Origin of the sequence: Actinomadura sp. BRA 177 (assembly GCF_013372625.1) — a bacterium.
Classification (GTDB): Bacteria; Actinomycetota; Actinomycetes; order Streptosporangiales; family Streptosporangiaceae; genus Spirillospora.
The window spans coordinates 1-14,966 of record NZ_JABXFD010000259.1; the positions used below are offsets into that span (position 1 = coordinate 1).

The window sequence follows — 14,966 nt, forward strand, 5'->3', positions numbered from 1 at the left end:
CTCTCAGGGCGGCGAGGAGGGTGAGGCCCGCTGTGACCCGCTCGGGCTCTATCTCGATGCCAACGACCTCCAGGTGCGGGGCGACGGCGCGCAGCCGGGTGTAGATCTCGAACGTGGTGATCGGCGAGGCGCCGTAGCCGAGGTCGACGGCCAGCGGGGACGGGTCCGCGCGGAGCGCGCCGGTCTGGGTGGCGGCGATCCAGCGGTCGACGCGGCGCAGGCGGTTGGGGGCGGTGGTGCCGCGGGTGACCTCCCCCCGCGGCTTCTGGGCTGGGGGCACCCGGTAATTGTTCCTTCTTGCCCGCTATGCCTTGTACGTCCAATCGCCTCACCGAACGGGATTCGGTAAGTTGTCGGTTACGGTGCTGCCGACGCCGTTCCCCGAGGAGAGTGCCGATGCTCGACCTGGCGACCCTGCACGAGGCCATCGCCGCCGCGATCCCCGACCGCGAATGCCTGGTGTGGCGCGACCGCCGGACGACCTGGCGGGAGCTCGCCGACCGGACTCGGCGGCTGGCGAACGTCCTGCACGGGCACGGCCTCGGCCTGCGCGGCGCGGCGTCCGACCCGTGGGAGTCACCGCACGACCACCTCGCGCTCTACCTGCACAACGGCCCCGAGTACCTCGAAGGCTTGGTCGCCGCCCACCAGGCGCGGGTCGCGCCGTTCAACGTCAACTACCGGTACGTGGACGACGAACTGGCCCACCTGTTCGGCGACGCCCGTCCGGCCGCCGTGATCTACCACGCCCGCTTCGCGGACGCGATCGGACGCGTCGTCGAACGGCTCGACGCGCGCCCACTGCTGCTCCAGGTGGCGGACGAGTCCGGCGCCGCACTGCTGCCGGACGCACTCGACTACGAGGACGCCCTCGCCAAGGCGTCGAACGACCCGCTGCCCGTGCGGCCCAGCGCCCACGACCTGCACATCCTCTACACGGGCGGCACGACGGGCATGCCGAAGGGCGTGCTGTGGCGGATCGGCGACCTGATGCTCGGCCCGCTCGGCCTGCGGCGCCGCGACGGCGCGCCGGTCACGGATCTCGATGAGGCGGTCGGGCGGGCGGTGCGCAGCGACGTCCGGGGCCTGGTCGGGCCGCCGCTCATGCACGGCGCGGGCACGTGGTCGGCGCTCGGCGCGTGGTGCGGCGGCGGGTGCGTGGTGTTCCCCGACCGGGTGGACGGCCTGGATGCCGCCGACCTGATGGCCACCGGCGAACGCGAGCGCGTCACCCGGATGCCGCTGGTCGGGGACGCGTTCGCCCGTCCGATCGTCGAGGCGCTGGAGGCGCGCCCGCACGACCTGGGCACGCTTCGCACGTTCGTGAACTCGGCCGCCGCGATCAGCCCGGGAGTGAAGGCGCGGATGCTCGAACTCCTCCCCCACTCGCGGATCGTGGACGTCCTCGGGTCGTCCGAGTCCGGTTTCCAGGTGACGCGGAACGGCTCGTCGGCGAAGACGTTCGCGGCGGCGCCCGGGACTGCGGTGCTGTCCGGCGACCGGTCCCGGCGCCTCGCGCCCGGCGACGGCGAGATGGGCTGGCTGGCCAAGGGCGGTGACGCGATCCCGCTCGGCTACCTCGGAGACCCGGTGAAGACCGCGTCCACGTTCCTGACACTGGACGGCGAGCGCCTCGTCGTGGCGGGCGACCGGGCGCGGCTGCTCGCGGACGGCACCGTGGAGGTCCACGGGCGGGAGGCCACGACGATCAACACCGGCGGGGAGAAGGTGTTCGCGGAGGAGGTCGAGTCGGTGCTGCGCGGGCTGCCGGGCGTCGCGGACGCGCTGGTCGTCGGCCGTCCGAGCGAGCGCTGCGGGACGGAGATCGTCGCGGTGCTGAGCCCGGCCGGCGGCTCATCCGACGAGGAGCTGCGTGACGGCTGCGCCGCCCACCTGGCCCGCTACAAGATCCCGAAGGCGTTCTTCCGGACGGATCAGGGCCTCCGCCTGCCCAACGGCAAGGCCGACTACGCCGCCGCCCGTGCGCTCATCGACTAAAGAACCCCGTTCGGTTTTGTAGGCGCGGATCCTGTACCGGCGGTGCCGCGGCGGGCGATCCTGGCGAAATGCCGGATCTGCACTCCCTCCTCGCCGACCTCGCCGCCGAGGGCGACTCCATCGACGCCCTCGTCGCGCCGCTGCCGGCCGCCCGCTGGGCGGACCCGACACCCGCCGAGGGCTGGACGATCGCGCACCAGATCGCCCACCTCGCCTGGACCGACGACCAGGCCGTCGTCGCCGCCACCGACGCCGGCGCGTTCGCGAAACTCGTCGAGCAGGCCCTCGCCGACCCCGGCGGCTACGTCGAAGCGGGCGCGCGGGAAGGCGCGAAGGAGGACCCCGCGGATCTCCTCGCCCGCTGGCGCGACGGGCGCCGCCGCATGGTGGACGCCCTGGCCGCCGTCCCGTCCGGCACCCGGCTCCCCTGGTTCGGCCCGCCGATGGGCGCGGCGACGCTGGCGACCGCGCGGCTGATGGAGACGTGGGCGCACGGCGAGGACGTCGCCGACGCGCTCGGGGTCCGCCGCGAGCCCACGCACCGCCTCCGGCATGTCGCGCACATCGGCGTCCGCACCCGCGACTTCGCGTTCCGCAACCGCGGCCTGGAGCCGCCGACCGAGGAGTTCCGCGTCGTCCTGCAAGGCCCGGGCGGCGAGGAGTGGACGTGGGGCCCGGCGGACGCGCGCCAGTCCGTGACCGGCCCCGCGCTCGACTTCTGCCACGTCGTCGCCCAGCGCCGCCACCGCGACGATCTCGCGCTCGTCGCCACCGGCCCGGACGCCGACCGCTGGCTGGACGTCGCGCAGGCGTTCGCCGGCCCGCCCGGCACCGGCCGCGCCCCCGCGTCGGCCTGAGAGATCGGCCACTCGGCGGGGCGTTCGGGTTCGACCAGGAGCGATCTTGGAAATGTTCGGGGTATGACAGTTCTGATTGCCTTTGACGGTTCTGACGACTCGCAAGCGGCCGTCGACTACGCCGCCCGGCACCTCAGGGCCGAGCCGACCGTGATCATGACGGTGTGGGAGCCGCTGGTGGCCCAGCTCGGCTGGGCGCCGCTGGCCGCCGCTGCGCCGGTCCTCCCCGACCAGCTCGATGACAAGTACGAGGAGGAGAAGCAGGCCGAGCAGCTCGCGCAGAAGGGCGCCGAGATCGCCCGCGCCGCCGGGCTGACCGACGTGACGACCCGGGCGGAGCGCGGCGGCGGACCCGTGTGGGCCGCCATCGTCGACGTCGCCGACGAGCTGAACGCGTCCTTGATCGTCACGGGTTCACGCGGCCTCGCGGGCGCCCGCTCGGTCATCCTGGGCAGCGTCTCGACCCGCGTGCTCCACCACGCCCGCCGTCCCGTCCTGGTGGTGCCCCCGCCCAAGGACGACCCTCGTTGACTTGCGGCGTGTTGTTGTCATGCGGACGCTCAAAACAACAACACGCCGCAAGTCAACGCAGCTGGTTGTCGAAGGCGGCGTAGGCGTCCTCCGTGAAGAGGACGAAGCGGGCGTCGGCGACCTGGGTCGTGGTGGAGCGGACGGTGTCCACCGCGATGCGGGCGGCGTCGTCCATGGGCCAGCCGTAGATGCCCGCCGACACGGCCGGGAAGGCGATCGAGCCGACGCCCAGCTCATCGGCGACGCGGAGGGACTCGCGGTAGCAGGAGACCAGCTGCCCGGAGCGGTCGTCGGACGCGGAGTACACCGGGCCGACGGTGTGGATCACCCAGCGGGCGGGCAGCCGGCCGGCCGTCGTCGCGACCGCCTGCCCGGTCGGCAGGCCGCCGCCGTAGTGGGAGGCGCGCAGCTTGCGGCACTCGTCCAGAATGTCGGGGCCGCCCCTGCGGTGGATGGCGCCGTCCACGCCGCCACCGCCCAGCAGCGACGAGTTGGCCGCGTTCACGACCGCGTCGACGTCCTCCTCGGTGATGTCGCCCCGGACGAGAGTGATCTTCATGCGCGTTCCTCCGCTTCGGCCGGACCCGTCAGAAGACATGAATTCTCGCCCGCGCCGGACGTGAAACGCGTTCGGGCGGTTCCCGGCGGTACGCTCATGGCGGACGAGGCTCCGGGGGCGGTGCGGCTCGTCCGACTTCGTCCGGCCGGACGCAGGGGGACTACCATGCCGAACGCCAGGCGCAGTGTTGACAGACGATCTCACAAAGGCGTGCGTGACAGTCGCGGAGGTACCCCCTTGAAGATTCTCCTCGCCGGAGCGACCGGAGTCGTCGGTCGCCGGCTGATCCCGCTGCTCGTCCAGGCGGGCCACGAGGTCGCGGGGACGACGCGCCGGACCGAACGCGCCGGCCTGCTCCGCGATCTCGGCGCCGAGCCGGTCATCGTGGACATGCTGGACGGCCCCGCGGTGCGCGACGCCGTCGCCGCGCAGCGCCCGGACGCCGTGATCCACCAGCTCACCGACCTCAGCGCGGAGGACTTCGACGCCAACTCGCAGCTGCGGATCACCGGCACCCGCCATCTGGTGGACGCCGCGAAGGCCGCCGGTGTCGAGACGATGGTCGCGCAGAGCATCGCCTGGCTGTACGTGCCGGGCGACGCGGCGGCCGTCGAGACCGACCCGCTCGACTCCTCGGTGCCCCCGTACGAGGGCGTCGCGGCGCTGGAGGACGCGGTCGGCGAGATGCCGCGCGGCGTGGTGCTGCGCTACGGCGCGCTCTACGGCCCCGGCACCTGGTACGCCCCCGACGGCGCGATCGCCGAGCGGGTGCGCGCGGGCACGCTGCGCCCGGCGCCCTCGTGGACGTCGTTCGTGCACGCCGAGGACGCGGCGTCGGCGGCGCTCGCGGCGCTCGACTGGCCGGCCGGGCCCGTCAACATCGTCGACGACGAGCCCGCGACCACCGCCGACTGGCTGCCCGTCTACAGCGCGGCCATCGGCGCCCCGCATCCGGGCAGCGCCGGGAAGCACGCCGCGGCGACGGGCCGCCCGGCGTCCAACGCGAAGGCGCTCGACCTCGGCTGGAAGCCGCAGGTCACCTCGTGGCGGACGGGATTCGCCCAGATGGACGCCTCCTGACCGGCGGAGCGATTCAATTGAACTGGAACGAGCGCTTCGCCAGCCCGAGCCAGTAGCCGTCGATCACCGACCGGCGGTCCTGGGACGACTGGTCGGCGTCCGCTCCCAGCGCCACGAACAGCGGCTCGAAATGCTCCGTCCGAGGGTGCGCGATGCGGGCCGCGGGCGCCTTGTCGCGGAAGTCGAGCAGGGCGTCGATGTCGCCGCCCGTCACGGCGAGGTCGGCCCATTCGTCGAACTCCGCCGACCACGCGGGCGGTGCGGCGTCCGGCTCCGGACGAAGCTCGCGCAGGTTGTGCGTGGTGAAACCGCTCCCGATGATCAGGACGCCCTGGTCGCGCAGCGGCGCGAGGCTCCGTCCGACCTCGAAGAGCCGCTCGGGCTCCAGGGTCGGCATCGACATCTGCAGCACGGGGACGTCGGCGTCCGGATACATCTCCACAAGCGGGACATACGCCCCGTGGTCCAGGCCGCGCTCCTCGTCCTGGTGCACCCCGGGAATGATCTTGCGCAGGTCGGCGGCCAGCTCGGGAGCGCCGGGCGCGTCGTAGCGGACCTTGTAGTAGCGCTCGGGGAAGCCCCAGAAGTCGTACACGAGCGGCAACTGGCGGGTCGCGCCGATGCTCAGCGGCGCCTCCTCCCAGTGCGCCGACACCATCAGGATCGCCTCGGGCTTCGGCAGGTCCGCCGACCAGCGGGCGAGCTGGTCGGTCCACAGCGTGTCGTCGGCCAGCGGCGGGGCGCCGTGGCTGAGGTAGAGCACCGGCATCCGGGTCATGTCGTCCTCCCTTTACTTGAGGGCTCAACTATAACCGAGAATGATTGAATCTTCAAGCCTTGAGGGTTCAATCTTTGGGTAGACTGGCGGCATGACCGAGACGCGGTGGCTGGACGACGAGGAACAGGAGACCTGGCGTGCCTTCCTGTGGACGTCGCGGCTGCTCAACGAGGCGCTCGATCGCCAGCTACAGCGCGACTCGGGCATGCCGCACGCCTACTACATGATCCTGGCGATGCTGTCGGAGGCGCCCGGCCGCGCGCTGACGATGACCGCGCTCGCCGAGATCGTCCACTCGTCCCCGAGCCGCCTCTCGCACGCCGTGAACCGGCTGGAGGAGGCCGGCTGGGTGAGCCGGTGCAAGCACGAGAACGACCGCCGCACCACGATCGCGCGGCTGACCGACGAGGGCTACGCCGTCCTGCGCGACGCCGCTCCCGGCCACGTCGCCGAGGTCAGGCGCCACCTGTTCGACCCGCTGACCCGCGAGCAGATGCTCGAATTCCGGCAAACCCTGCACGCGCTACTGTCGTCCCTGGACCCCGACCACGAGGCCCCCTGCGCCCGCGGCGAAGGCTGACTCGCTCACCCGCGCGCCCCCGGAACTGAACGACGCGCCGGGGATGCGGCTAAACGAACTGGACGGCGTGCGACCCGGCCTCGGGATGGGCGGCGGCGAGGAGCCGCATGCCCTCCTCCTCCAGGGCGGCGCGCTCCCGCTTCGGGATCGCGTCGAACGGGTCGATGCGCAGCGTCGCCTCGCCGCGCTTCTTCTCGATCTTCCACATGCCGTGGACGAAGCCGTCCACGAGGAACGTCGCGCGGATGATCCCGTTGATCGTGAAGACGCGCTTGCGGTACTCCTCGCTGATGATCCGGGTGCGGTCGGCGTGCGACAGCAGCAGGTTGTCGAAATCTGGGACGAACCGGACGGGCGCCGGGGTCTCCGGACCGGGTCGCGGCGCCTCGGGCACGTCGTACAGCGCGCGGCCGTTCTCGTCCCGGAACTCCAGCAGCCGCGGTCGCAGCCGCTCGACGACCTCGCCGAGACGCGTCAGCCCCGACCACTGCTGGACGTCCCGGACACTCGCCGGCCCGAACGCGGCGAGATAACGCAGCACCACCTCGTCCAGCGAGGTCTCGGACGCCGGGTGCCCGTCCAGCCAGGTGTCGAGCGTCGTGTGCCGGGCGATCCCCGAGGCGCCCCAGATACCGCGCGGCGGAACCTGCACCAGCGGCAGCCGGAGCCGGACGGCCCACCCGAGCAGTTCGGCGTCGTGGCCAGGCCACCGCTCGGCCAGCAGGGCGCGAAGCTCTTTGTCGGAGCGCGGCTCGTCCGCCAGCAGCGCGCGGGCGTGCGTGGCGACCGCGTCCAGGTCGACGCCATCGAGGTCGGCGGCCCGCGTCTTCAGGTGGTTGTCGAGGAGCACCTGGGTGATCGGCCGCAGCGCCCGGGCGTCACGCGCGCTGACCAAGTGCAGCGTCCCACGCATCAGCACGATCCGCAGCGCACGGCGCTCAGTCATCAGTGGACCGATGTCGTCGAACGCGAAGTCCGCGAGCCGACTCCACAGCCCGACATGCGGCGGGTTCGGCGCCTGCGACTGCATGCCGACCAGATGCTCGACAGCACTCAGAACAGGCATGTCATGCCGCGCCAGCAGCATCTGCCGCGCCAGCAGCGCCCGATTCAGCGCCCTGCGCCCCAGCGTCGCCTCAGTCGTCATAGCGGCCCCGCAGCTCCTGCCAGGTGGGTGGAGGGCCTGGTAGCTCCTCCTTGTCCGTCATGTGTAGTGCGTCCAGCATCAAGGCGAGATAGCGGTGCTGCAGCCGGTTCATCCGCTCGTCGTCACCAATGCGGATGCCGTGCAGATGCTCCAGCATGACCGAGATGTCGCCGACCTCGATCCCCGGACGCAGCGCCCCCGCCGCCCGCGTCCGCTCCAGCAGCCGCTCCGTCGCGAGGTGGATCTCCCGCCCCTTCCGGCTAATGTCCTCGGTGACCTCGAAGCCCCCCGCGAGCCGCATGGTGAGCGAGCCGGCACCGATGTCGAGGCAGCGCCGCATGAACCCGGCGAACGCCTCCCACGCGTCACCGCCCTCGTCCAGCGCCCGCTCGACCTCGGCGAGATACCGGTCCATCCCGTCGTCGGCGAGCTTCTGGAGGAGGTCCTCCTTGCTCTTGTAGCGCCGGTAGAGGGCGCTGATCCCCACCCCCGCCCGCTCGGCCACCGCCGAGATCGGCGCCCCCGGATCAGCCGTGAACACCGCCCGCGCCGCCTCCCGAATAACCGTGTCATTCCGCGCCGCCTGCGCCTTCCGCCCAGCCATCGGCGACTGCGCACTCGTCTCCATGGCTCACCACAATACCGGAACGAAGCATTCCGTTCTACAATGGGGATGACCGCGACCACCTTGTTGCGGTGCACTGAGGTCGGTCCGGGCCCGGCGTCATAGTTAAGCGCCAACGATGATTTCCGATGCATAGATAAGCAGGACTCATCCTCCGTGGATCCGCATCAGCTGCGCACGTTCGTCACCATCGTCCGGACAGCGACCCGCTGCAACTGGACGCCGACGCCTCCAGCGCGCCGGTCGAGGTGGACGAGCACCCGCTCGCGGTCGTGCTGCCCGCCTCCCATCCGCTGACCTCCCGACCTGCACGATCTCGTGGACGCACTGTGGCCGGACGTCCCGGACGCCGCCGCACGCAGGACGGCTTTCGCGCCTCCCTCACCTGCGAGAGCGGTGATGTGGAGCTGCTCGTCGCCCTGGTCGGGGGCCGGGGACGGCCTCGCGCTCGTCCCCACCGGCCTGATCGAGATGCCCGGCCGCGCACTGTGGATCGTCCACCGGACCGAACTCCTGCACTCGCGCACGGCCGATCCGCCGGGCAGGGCGTTCATGGCGGCCTTGACGGGCAGCAGCCTATGAACATACGTTCATGAACATACGTTCATAACGAAGGAGGGGTCATGACGGACATCGTCAACACGCAGCAGGCCGAAGCCTGGAACGGGTACGAGGGCGAGCACTGGGCCGGGCACCACGACCGGTACGACGCGGTCAACGGCGGGTTCAACGACGTCCTGCTGGACGCGGCGGCGATCGGCCCGCGCGATCTCGTCCTCGATATCGGGTGCGGGAACGGGCAGGTCACCCGGCTCGCAGCGCGGCGGGCCGGGCTCGGCGGCGCGACGGGCGTGGACCTATCCGGGCCGATGCTCGCCCGCGCCCGCTCGCTCGCCAAGGAGCAGGACGTCGCGAACGTGACGTTCGAGCAGGGCGACGCGCAGGTGTACCCGTTCCCCGACGGCGGCTTCGACGCGGCGATCAGCCGGTTCGGGGTCATGTTCTTCGCCGATCCGGTCGCCGCGTTCGGCAACGTCCGGCGGGCGCTGCGGGACGGCGGCCGGACGGCGTTCCTCGTGATGACGCCGCCCGGGACGGCCGACCTCGGGACGGTGTTCGCCGCGCTGCCGCCGCGAGCGGAACCGCCGATCGGGCATCAGGGGCCGCTGTCGCTGGCCGATCCCGAACGCGTCCACGAGGTACTGGAGAGCGCCGGGTTCAAGGACGTCCGCACACGCCTGGTGGACGCCGAGCAGATCTGGGGACGGGACGCGCGCGACGCGGCGGAGTTCTTCGCCGGCTGGGGCCCGATCCGCTACAACTACGGCGAAAGCGGCGATCTGGTCGACGCGCTCACTGAGGTGATGGGCCGTTTCGAGCGAGACGGCGCCGTCCGCCTGCGCAGCGTCGCCCGGCTCGTCCAGGCCCGCCGATGAATCGCGCCACGATCCTCGGCGGATACGGCACGGCGCTGCGCGCTGACGGACGCGAATGCAGCAGTTCGAACGCGACGGCCCCATCCGGTTGCGGAGCGATCCGTGACTGATGACGGCATGACGATGAACCGGGTGGTCGTTCTCGCTGCGGCCATCGAGTGCGACGACACCGTTCGGTCGCCGGGCGGGTTCCGGCAGGTGACGACATGGCACTGAACCGGGTGGTCGTTCTCGCTGCGGCCATCGAGTGCGACGACACCGTTCGGTCGCCGGGCGGGTTCCGGCAGGTGACGACATGGCAATGAACCGGGTTGTCGTTCTTGGCGGGTATGGGGCCGTGGGACGTGAGGTCGTCTCCGGCCTGCACGGGTACGTGCCGGAGATCGTTGTCGCGGGTCGGGACCTCGTCAAAGCCCGCGCCGTGGACGGTGCGATACCGATGCGCATCGATCTGCGGAGTGACGACATCGAGCGGCTCGACGCCGATGCGGTCGTCATGTGCGCGGAGAGCGAGAACGTGCGTGTTGCCGAAATGTGCCTCAGGCGGGGCGTCCATTACGTCGACGTGTCCGCGTCGTACGAGGTGCTCGCCGGGATCGAGAAACTGGGCGCGACCAAGGCGACGGGCGTGCTGAGCGTGGGGCTCGCTCCCGGCGTCACCAACCTGCTGGCCCGCGAGTTCGGCGGCGCGGGTGTGGAGATCGGCGTCCTGATCGGCTCGGGCGAGCGGCATGGGCCGGGTGCCGTGGAATGGACGCTCGACTCGCTCGGCGACCTGGGCGAGTCGTGGCGGATGCGCTTTCCGCCGCCCTACGGGATCCGCACCGTCCGCCGGTTCCCGTTCTCCGACCAGTACACGCTCCCCGGCGACGTAAGGACGGGCCTCTGCCTGGATTCGCGTGCCTTGTCCGCCCTCCTCCCCCGGCTCAAGCGGTTCCGCGATGTGGCCCCGCTGCGGGCCGTGTTCCGGCACGTCCACCTGGGCGGGGACGGGTTCGCCGTGGCGGTCGCGTCCGGCGGCCGAGTGCGGTCGTTCGCCGGGCGGCGGCAGAGCCGGGCGACGGGGCTGGCCGCCGCGCTGGTCGTCCGGCGGCTGGACGGGATGCCGCCCGGCGTCCGGCACATCGAGGACGTCGTCGGCCCCGACTTCCTGCCCGAGTTGGCCGCCCATGGGTTCGAGCTCGGCGAATACGATTCGGGGTGATGTCACCTCGAAAAGCGGCCGCGGTGCGCGCCGGCGACCGGACCTTGCGCGAGCACCTGATCGCCACGGCCGAGCGGATGATGGCCGAGCGCGGGACGGCGGGACTGACCGTCCGGGCGATCGCGCGGGAGGCCGGCGTCGCCGACGGCGTCCTCTACAACCACTTCGCCGACAAGGAGGAGCTGCTCGCGCACGCGTTGCGGGCACGCGCCGAGTCGGTGGGGCGGGCGCTCGACCCGCTGCCCGAGCCCGGCAGCGGGACGGTCGAGGAGAATTTGCGGGCGTATGTCCGACATGGCCTTACAGCGCACAACGCGCTGCTGCCCGCGCTGGCCGGCCTGGTCGCACAGCCGGAGGTCCTCGCCCGGTTCTCGGCGCTGAGCGGCGGCGAGGAGGACTGGCGGTCGTGGCTCGCCGCCTACCTGCGGGACGAGCGCGACCTCGGCCGCCTCGCGGCGGACGCGCCGGTCGACGCCGCCACGTCCATGATCGTCGGCGCCTGCCACGAGCCCGTGCTGTCCACGCTGTTCCAAGGTGAGGAGCTCGCCCACCGGGTTCCGTCCGGCTCAGTGGACGATCTGGTGGCCGTCGTCCTGCGAGGCATCGCCCCAGGCTAGGAGTCCATCGCCTGTTCGGGGCAGTTTCGGCAGGGTGTACAGCATCGCTCCGGGCCAATGGCCATCGCCGCTTCCGGGCCGTCCGGTAGGGCTTACGGCATCGCTCCGGCCAGGCCGGCAGGGGTGCGCGGGCTAGGAGTCCATTGCCGTTCTGACCTCGTGCAGGGTGCGGTCGGCGATCTCGTTGGCGCGGGTGTTGCCTTCGGCCAGGACGCGGCGCAGGTGGGTTCGGTCGGCGATCAGGGCGGTGCGGCGGGTGCGGATCGGGTGGAGGAACTCGTTGACCGAGTCCGTGACGACCTTCTTGAGCGCCGAAGCGCCGCCGGAGCCGATCTCGGCGGCGACGGTGTGCGGGTCGCGGTCCTGGCAGAGGTCGGCGAGCAGGACGAGGTTCGACACCTGGGGACGGGTCTCGGGCTCGTAGGTGATCTGCCGTTCGGTGTCGGTGACGGCGCGCTTGATCAGGCGGGCGGTCTCGTCCGGTCCGGCGGACAGGGCGATGGCGTTGCCGCGGCTCTTGCCCATCTTGTGGCCGTCCGTCCCGAGCAGGAGCGGCGCGGCGGACAGCAGCGCCTCCGGAACCGGGAAGACCGTCCCGTAGCGGTCGTTGAAGCGGCGCGCGACCGTGCGGGTGATCTCCTGGTGCGGGAGCTGGTCCTTGCCGACGGGGACGAGGTTCGCCTTGCAGAACAGGATGTCGGCGGCCTGGTGGACGGGGTAGGTGAACATCAGCCCGCTGACCGACGCCTGCCGGGACGCCGCGATCTCGTCCTTCACGGTCGGGTTGCGGCTCAGCTCGCCGACCGTCACCAGCGACAGGAACGGCAGCATGAGCTGGTTGAGCGCGGGGACGGCGCTGTGCCGGAAGATCGTCGCGGCGGACGGGTCGATCCCGGCGGCGAGGTAGTCGGCGACGAGCCCTTCGACGTGCGCGGTCAGGTGGTCGGCGACGTCCCGGTCGGTGATCACCTGGTAGTCGGGGATGACGATGAACAGCTCGGCGCCCGCGCGCTGCAGCCGGACGCGGTTGGCGAGGGTGCCGAAGTAGTGGCCGAGGTGCAGCGGCCCGGTCGGGCGGTCGCCGGTCAGGATGCGGAACGCGGCCGGGTCGGCGGCGATGCGCTCTTCCAGCTCGCGGCTTCGGGCTTCGGGGGTGGCGGTCTCCATGGTCTCTCCTCTTCGGTCCGGCCGTCCCACTGGACGAGCCCCACCGAACAGGAGAAAGGGCCGTCCAGTGGACGGCCCGATGGCATGCGCGGGTGTCGGCCGTCCTAGGACGGCCACCAGCCCAGGCATGCGGTGCGCTTCACGGCACCAGCATAGGCGAACGAGATGCGGATGCTCACAGATAATCTAGAACGGAACCAGTTGGGTACGCTGGGCGCATGACCTCGATGGCGCCCGGACGGACGAAACCAGACCTGTCGTTCCTGCTCGACCGCACCAGCCACGTCCTGCGCACCCGCATGACGGCGGCGCTCGCCGAGATCGGGTTGACGCCGCGCATGCACTGCGTCCTCGTCCACGCGCTGGCGGAGGAGCGCACCCAGATCCAGCTCGCCGAGATCGGCGACATGGACAAGACGACGATGGTCGTGACCGTGGACGCCCTGGAGAAGGCCGGTCTGGCCGAGCGCCGCCCGTCGTCCACTGATCGGCGGGCCCGGATCATCGCGGTGACCGAGGAGGGCGCGCGGGTCGCCGCCCGCAGCCAGGAGATCGCGGACGGCGTCCATGCGGCAGCCCTCGATTCGCTTCCGGCAGATCAGAGCGAAGCGCTTCTGCGTGCGCTGAACACACTGGTCAGCGGCCATCTGGGCACTCCGGTCGAGAGCCCGCAGCCGGCCCGCCGCGTCCGGCAGCGCAAAAAATAAGTCCGTGGAGGATCGTCTCTAACAAAACTATCTGTTACGGTCTCTCCATGACTTCGGAGACGACCCTCCCTTCCCTGCTCCGCTCCCGGTGGGCGGCGCTCGGCGTGCTGTCCGCGACGATGCTGATGACGATCCTGGACGGCTCGATCGTGACCGTCGCGGCCCCCGCCATCCAGGACGATCTCGGCTTCTCCCCCGCCGGCCTCAGCTGGATCATGAACGCCTACCTGATCCCGCTCGGCGGCCTGCTGCTCCTCGCCGGACGGCTCGGCGACCTCGTCGGCCGCAGGACGCTGTTCCTCACCGGCAACGCGGTGTTCACGGCGGCGTCGCTGCTGGCGGGCGCGGCCACCACGTCCGGCCTGCTGATCGCGGCGCGCTTCCTGCAGGGCGTCGGCAGCGCGCTGGCCTCGGCGGTCGTGCTCGGCATCCTCGTGACGCTGTTCACCGGCGCCCGCGAGCGGGCCAGGGCGATCGGGATCTTCAGCTTCACCGGCGCGGCGGGCGCGTCCATCGGGCAGGTGCTCGGCGGCGTGCTGACCGACGTGCTGAGCTGGCACTGGATCTTCCTGATCAACCTGCCGATCGGCCTCGCCACGATCCTGCTGGCGCTCCCGGCGCTGCCGCGCGACTCCGGTATCGGCCTGCGCGCGGGCGCGGACGTCGCCGGGGCGCTGCTCGTCACGTCCGGGCTGATGCTCGGCATCTACACGGTCGTCAAGGTCGAGGGCCACGGCTGGATCTCCCCGCACACGCTCGGCCTGGGCGCGGTGTCGCTGGCGCTGCTCGCCGGGTTCGCCGTCCGGCAGGCGCGCGCCGCGACCCCGCTGATGCCGCTGCGGATCCTGCGTTCCCGCAACGTGTCGGGCGCGTATGCCGTCCAGTTGCTCACCCTGTCGGCGATGTTCTCGTTCCAGGTGATCGTCGCCCTCTACATGCAGCAGGTGCTCGGCTACAGCGCCCTCGACACCGGCCTGGCGATGCTCCCCGCCGCGCTCGCGATCGGCGCCGTGTCGCTGTTCGTGTCGGCGCGGCTGTCGAACCGGCTCGGGGAGCGATTCGTGCTGATGACCGGGCTGGTGTTCCTGATCGGCGCGATGGCGTGGCTCACGACCGTCCCGGTGGACGCCGACTACGTCACCGACCTGCTGCCGGTGTTCGTGCTGGCCGCCGGGGCCGGGCTCGTGCTGCCGTCGCTGACCGGGCTCGGCATGTCGAGCGCCCGCCCGGAGGACGCGGGGCTCGCGTCGGGGCTGTTCAATACCGTCCAGCAGGTGGGGATGGCGCTCGGCGTCGCGGTGCTGACCACGCTCGCCGCGTCCCACACCGAGGCTCTCCGGTCGGACGGACGGGACGGCGCCGCCGCACTCACCGGCGGCTACCACCTGGCGTTCGGAATCTCCGCGGGCCTCCTGGTCGCCGCGCTCGCCGTGTCGCTGCTCGTCCTGCGCCGCCCGAAGCCCCCGGCGGAGATCCAGGTCAGTGCGGCAGCAGCAGAAGCAGCAGCGGAAGCCCGGCGATGACCGGGACGGCGGCGGACGCGGCGATGCGCGCCTTCCGGGACGCCGGCTCCGGCTCCAGCAGCCGGTTCACCCGTGCCATCACCGGGATGTCGCCGTGCGCGACGCCGAGGGTGCCGGACGGGGCGGCGGACGGGCGGGCGGCGGCGAAGCGCAGCAG

The 14,966-nt window shown here is 71.7% G+C and carries 17 protein-coding genes and 2 pseudogenes; 11 read left to right on the top strand and 8 right to left on the bottom strand.

Annotated elements, in window-relative coordinates:
- Positions 1–280 (bottom strand): annotated as a pseudogene (locus HUX53_RS10695) (class I SAM-dependent methyltransferase); the annotation flags it as partial.
- Between the two features lie 116 nt (positions 281–396).
- On the opposite strand from HUX53_RS10695, the gene HUX53_RS10700 reads away from it, so the two are divergent.
- From HUX53_RS10700 to HUX53_RS10710, 3 genes are all read left to right on the top strand, one after another.
- Positions 397–1,998, top strand: a complete 1,602-nt coding sequence (locus tag HUX53_RS10700) for an AMP-binding protein (RefSeq protein WP_176403006.1) — start codon at positions 397–399, stop codon at positions 1,996–1,998.
- Between the two features lie 68 nt (positions 1,999–2,066).
- Complete coding sequence (locus HUX53_RS10705) at positions 2,067–2,855, top strand: TIGR03084 family metal-binding protein (protein WP_176403007.1); 789 nt, start codon at positions 2,067–2,069, stop codon at positions 2,853–2,855.
- Positions 2,856–2,918: 63 nt separating this feature from the next.
- Positions 2,919–3,386, top strand: a complete 468-nt coding sequence (locus tag HUX53_RS10710; RefSeq protein WP_176403008.1) for a universal stress protein — start codon at positions 2,919–2,921, stop codon at positions 3,384–3,386.
- Between the two features lie 52 nt (positions 3,387–3,438).
- On the opposite strand, the gene HUX53_RS10715 is transcribed toward HUX53_RS10710, so the two are convergent.
- Entirely contained in the window at positions 3,439–3,945 is a 507-nt protein-coding gene (locus HUX53_RS10715) for an O-acetyl-ADP-ribose deacetylase (RefSeq protein WP_176403009.1), read from the bottom strand.
- Positions 3,946–4,182: 237 nt separating this feature from the next.
- Between HUX53_RS10715 and HUX53_RS10720 the strand changes: the two genes are divergently transcribed.
- Positions 4,183–5,025 (top strand): NAD(P)-dependent oxidoreductase, encoded by an 843-nt coding sequence (locus tag HUX53_RS10720; protein ID WP_176403010.1) that lies wholly within the window; start codon positions 4,183–4,185, stop codon positions 5,023–5,025.
- 13 nt (positions 5,026–5,038) lie between these two features.
- Here the strand turns inward: HUX53_RS10720 and HUX53_RS10725 are convergent, their stop codons facing one another.
- The gene (locus tag HUX53_RS10725; RefSeq protein WP_176403011.1) at positions 5,039–5,803 is read right to left on the bottom strand and encodes a dioxygenase; all 765 of its coding nucleotides are present in this window, start codon (positions 5,801–5,803) and stop codon (positions 5,039–5,041) included.
- A gap of 91 nt (positions 5,804–5,894) precedes the next feature.
- Here HUX53_RS10725 and HUX53_RS10730 point away from each other — a divergent pair, with 91 nt between their 5' ends.
- Entirely contained in the window at positions 5,895–6,383 is a 489-nt protein-coding gene (locus HUX53_RS10730) for a MarR family winged helix-turn-helix transcriptional regulator (protein WP_176403012.1), read from the top strand.
- A gap of 49 nt (positions 6,384–6,432) precedes the next feature.
- Here HUX53_RS10730 and HUX53_RS10735 read toward each other — a convergent pair whose 3' ends face one another.
- The 3 genes from HUX53_RS10735 to HUX53_RS40940 all read right to left on the bottom strand — a co-directional run bounded on the left by HUX53_RS10735 (position 6,433) and on the right by HUX53_RS40940 (position 8,445).
- Positions 6,433–7,530: a winged helix DNA-binding domain-containing protein gene (locus HUX53_RS10735; protein ID WP_176403013.1), complete on the bottom strand. Its 1,098-nt coding sequence runs from the start codon at positions 7,528–7,530 to the stop codon at positions 6,433–6,435.
- The gene (locus HUX53_RS10740; RefSeq protein ID WP_255205129.1) at positions 7,520–8,158 is read right to left on the bottom strand and encodes a TetR/AcrR family transcriptional regulator; all 639 of its coding nucleotides are present in this window, start codon (positions 8,156–8,158) and stop codon (positions 7,520–7,522) included. The genes HUX53_RS10735 and HUX53_RS10740 overlap by 11 nt, the downstream gene beginning before the upstream one ends.
- Positions 8,159–8,322: 164 nt before the next feature.
- Positions 8,323–8,445: a hypothetical protein gene (locus HUX53_RS40940; RefSeq protein WP_255205130.1), complete on the bottom strand. Its 123-nt coding sequence runs from the start codon at positions 8,443–8,445 to the stop codon at positions 8,323–8,325.
- A 28-nt stretch (positions 8,446–8,473) separates the two neighbouring features.
- On the opposite strand from HUX53_RS40940, the gene HUX53_RS10745 reads away from it, so the two are divergent.
- The 4 genes from HUX53_RS10745 (at position 8,474) to HUX53_RS10760 (ending at position 11,412) form a co-directional block, all read left to right on the top strand.
- Entirely contained in the window at positions 8,474–8,737 is a 264-nt protein-coding gene (locus HUX53_RS10745; RefSeq protein ID WP_176403014.1) for a hypothetical protein, read from the top strand.
- A 41-nt stretch (positions 8,738–8,778) separates the two neighbouring features.
- The gene (locus HUX53_RS10750; protein ID WP_176403015.1) at positions 8,779–9,591 is read left to right on the top strand and encodes a class I SAM-dependent methyltransferase; all 813 of its coding nucleotides are present in this window, start codon (positions 8,779–8,781) and stop codon (positions 9,589–9,591) included.
- Positions 9,592–9,886: 295 nt separating this feature from the next.
- Complete coding sequence (locus HUX53_RS10755) at positions 9,887–10,795, top strand: saccharopine dehydrogenase NADP-binding domain-containing protein (RefSeq protein ID WP_255205131.1); 909 nt, start codon at positions 9,887–9,889, stop codon at positions 10,793–10,795.
- Positions 10,795–11,412: a TetR/AcrR family transcriptional regulator gene (locus HUX53_RS10760; RefSeq protein ID WP_176403016.1), complete on the top strand. Its 618-nt coding sequence runs from the start codon at positions 10,795–10,797 to the stop codon at positions 11,410–11,412. The genes HUX53_RS10755 and HUX53_RS10760 overlap by 1 nt, the downstream gene beginning before the upstream one ends.
- A gap of 132 nt (positions 11,413–11,544) precedes the next feature.
- Here HUX53_RS10760 and trpS read toward each other — a convergent pair whose 3' ends face one another.
- Positions 11,545–12,579 (bottom strand): tryptophan--tRNA ligase, encoded by a 1,035-nt coding sequence (gene trpS / locus HUX53_RS10765; RefSeq protein WP_176403017.1) that lies wholly within the window; start codon positions 12,577–12,579, stop codon positions 11,545–11,547.
- Between the two features lie 218 nt (positions 12,580–12,797).
- Here trpS and HUX53_RS10770 point away from each other — a divergent pair, with 218 nt between their 5' ends.
- Positions 12,798–13,286 (top strand): MarR family winged helix-turn-helix transcriptional regulator, encoded by a 489-nt coding sequence (locus HUX53_RS10770; RefSeq protein WP_176403018.1) that lies wholly within the window; start codon positions 12,798–12,800, stop codon positions 13,284–13,286.
- A gap of 47 nt (positions 13,287–13,333) precedes the next feature.
- Positions 13,334–14,809: an MFS transporter gene (locus HUX53_RS10775; protein WP_176403019.1), complete on the top strand. Its 1,476-nt coding sequence runs from the start codon at positions 13,334–13,336 to the stop codon at positions 14,807–14,809.
- Here the strand turns inward: HUX53_RS10775 and HUX53_RS10780 are convergent.
- Positions 14,766–14,966, bottom strand: a pseudogene (locus tag HUX53_RS10780) (M56 family peptidase); the annotation flags it as partial. The gene HUX53_RS10775 and the pseudogene HUX53_RS10780 sit on opposite strands and share 44 nt — an antisense overlap.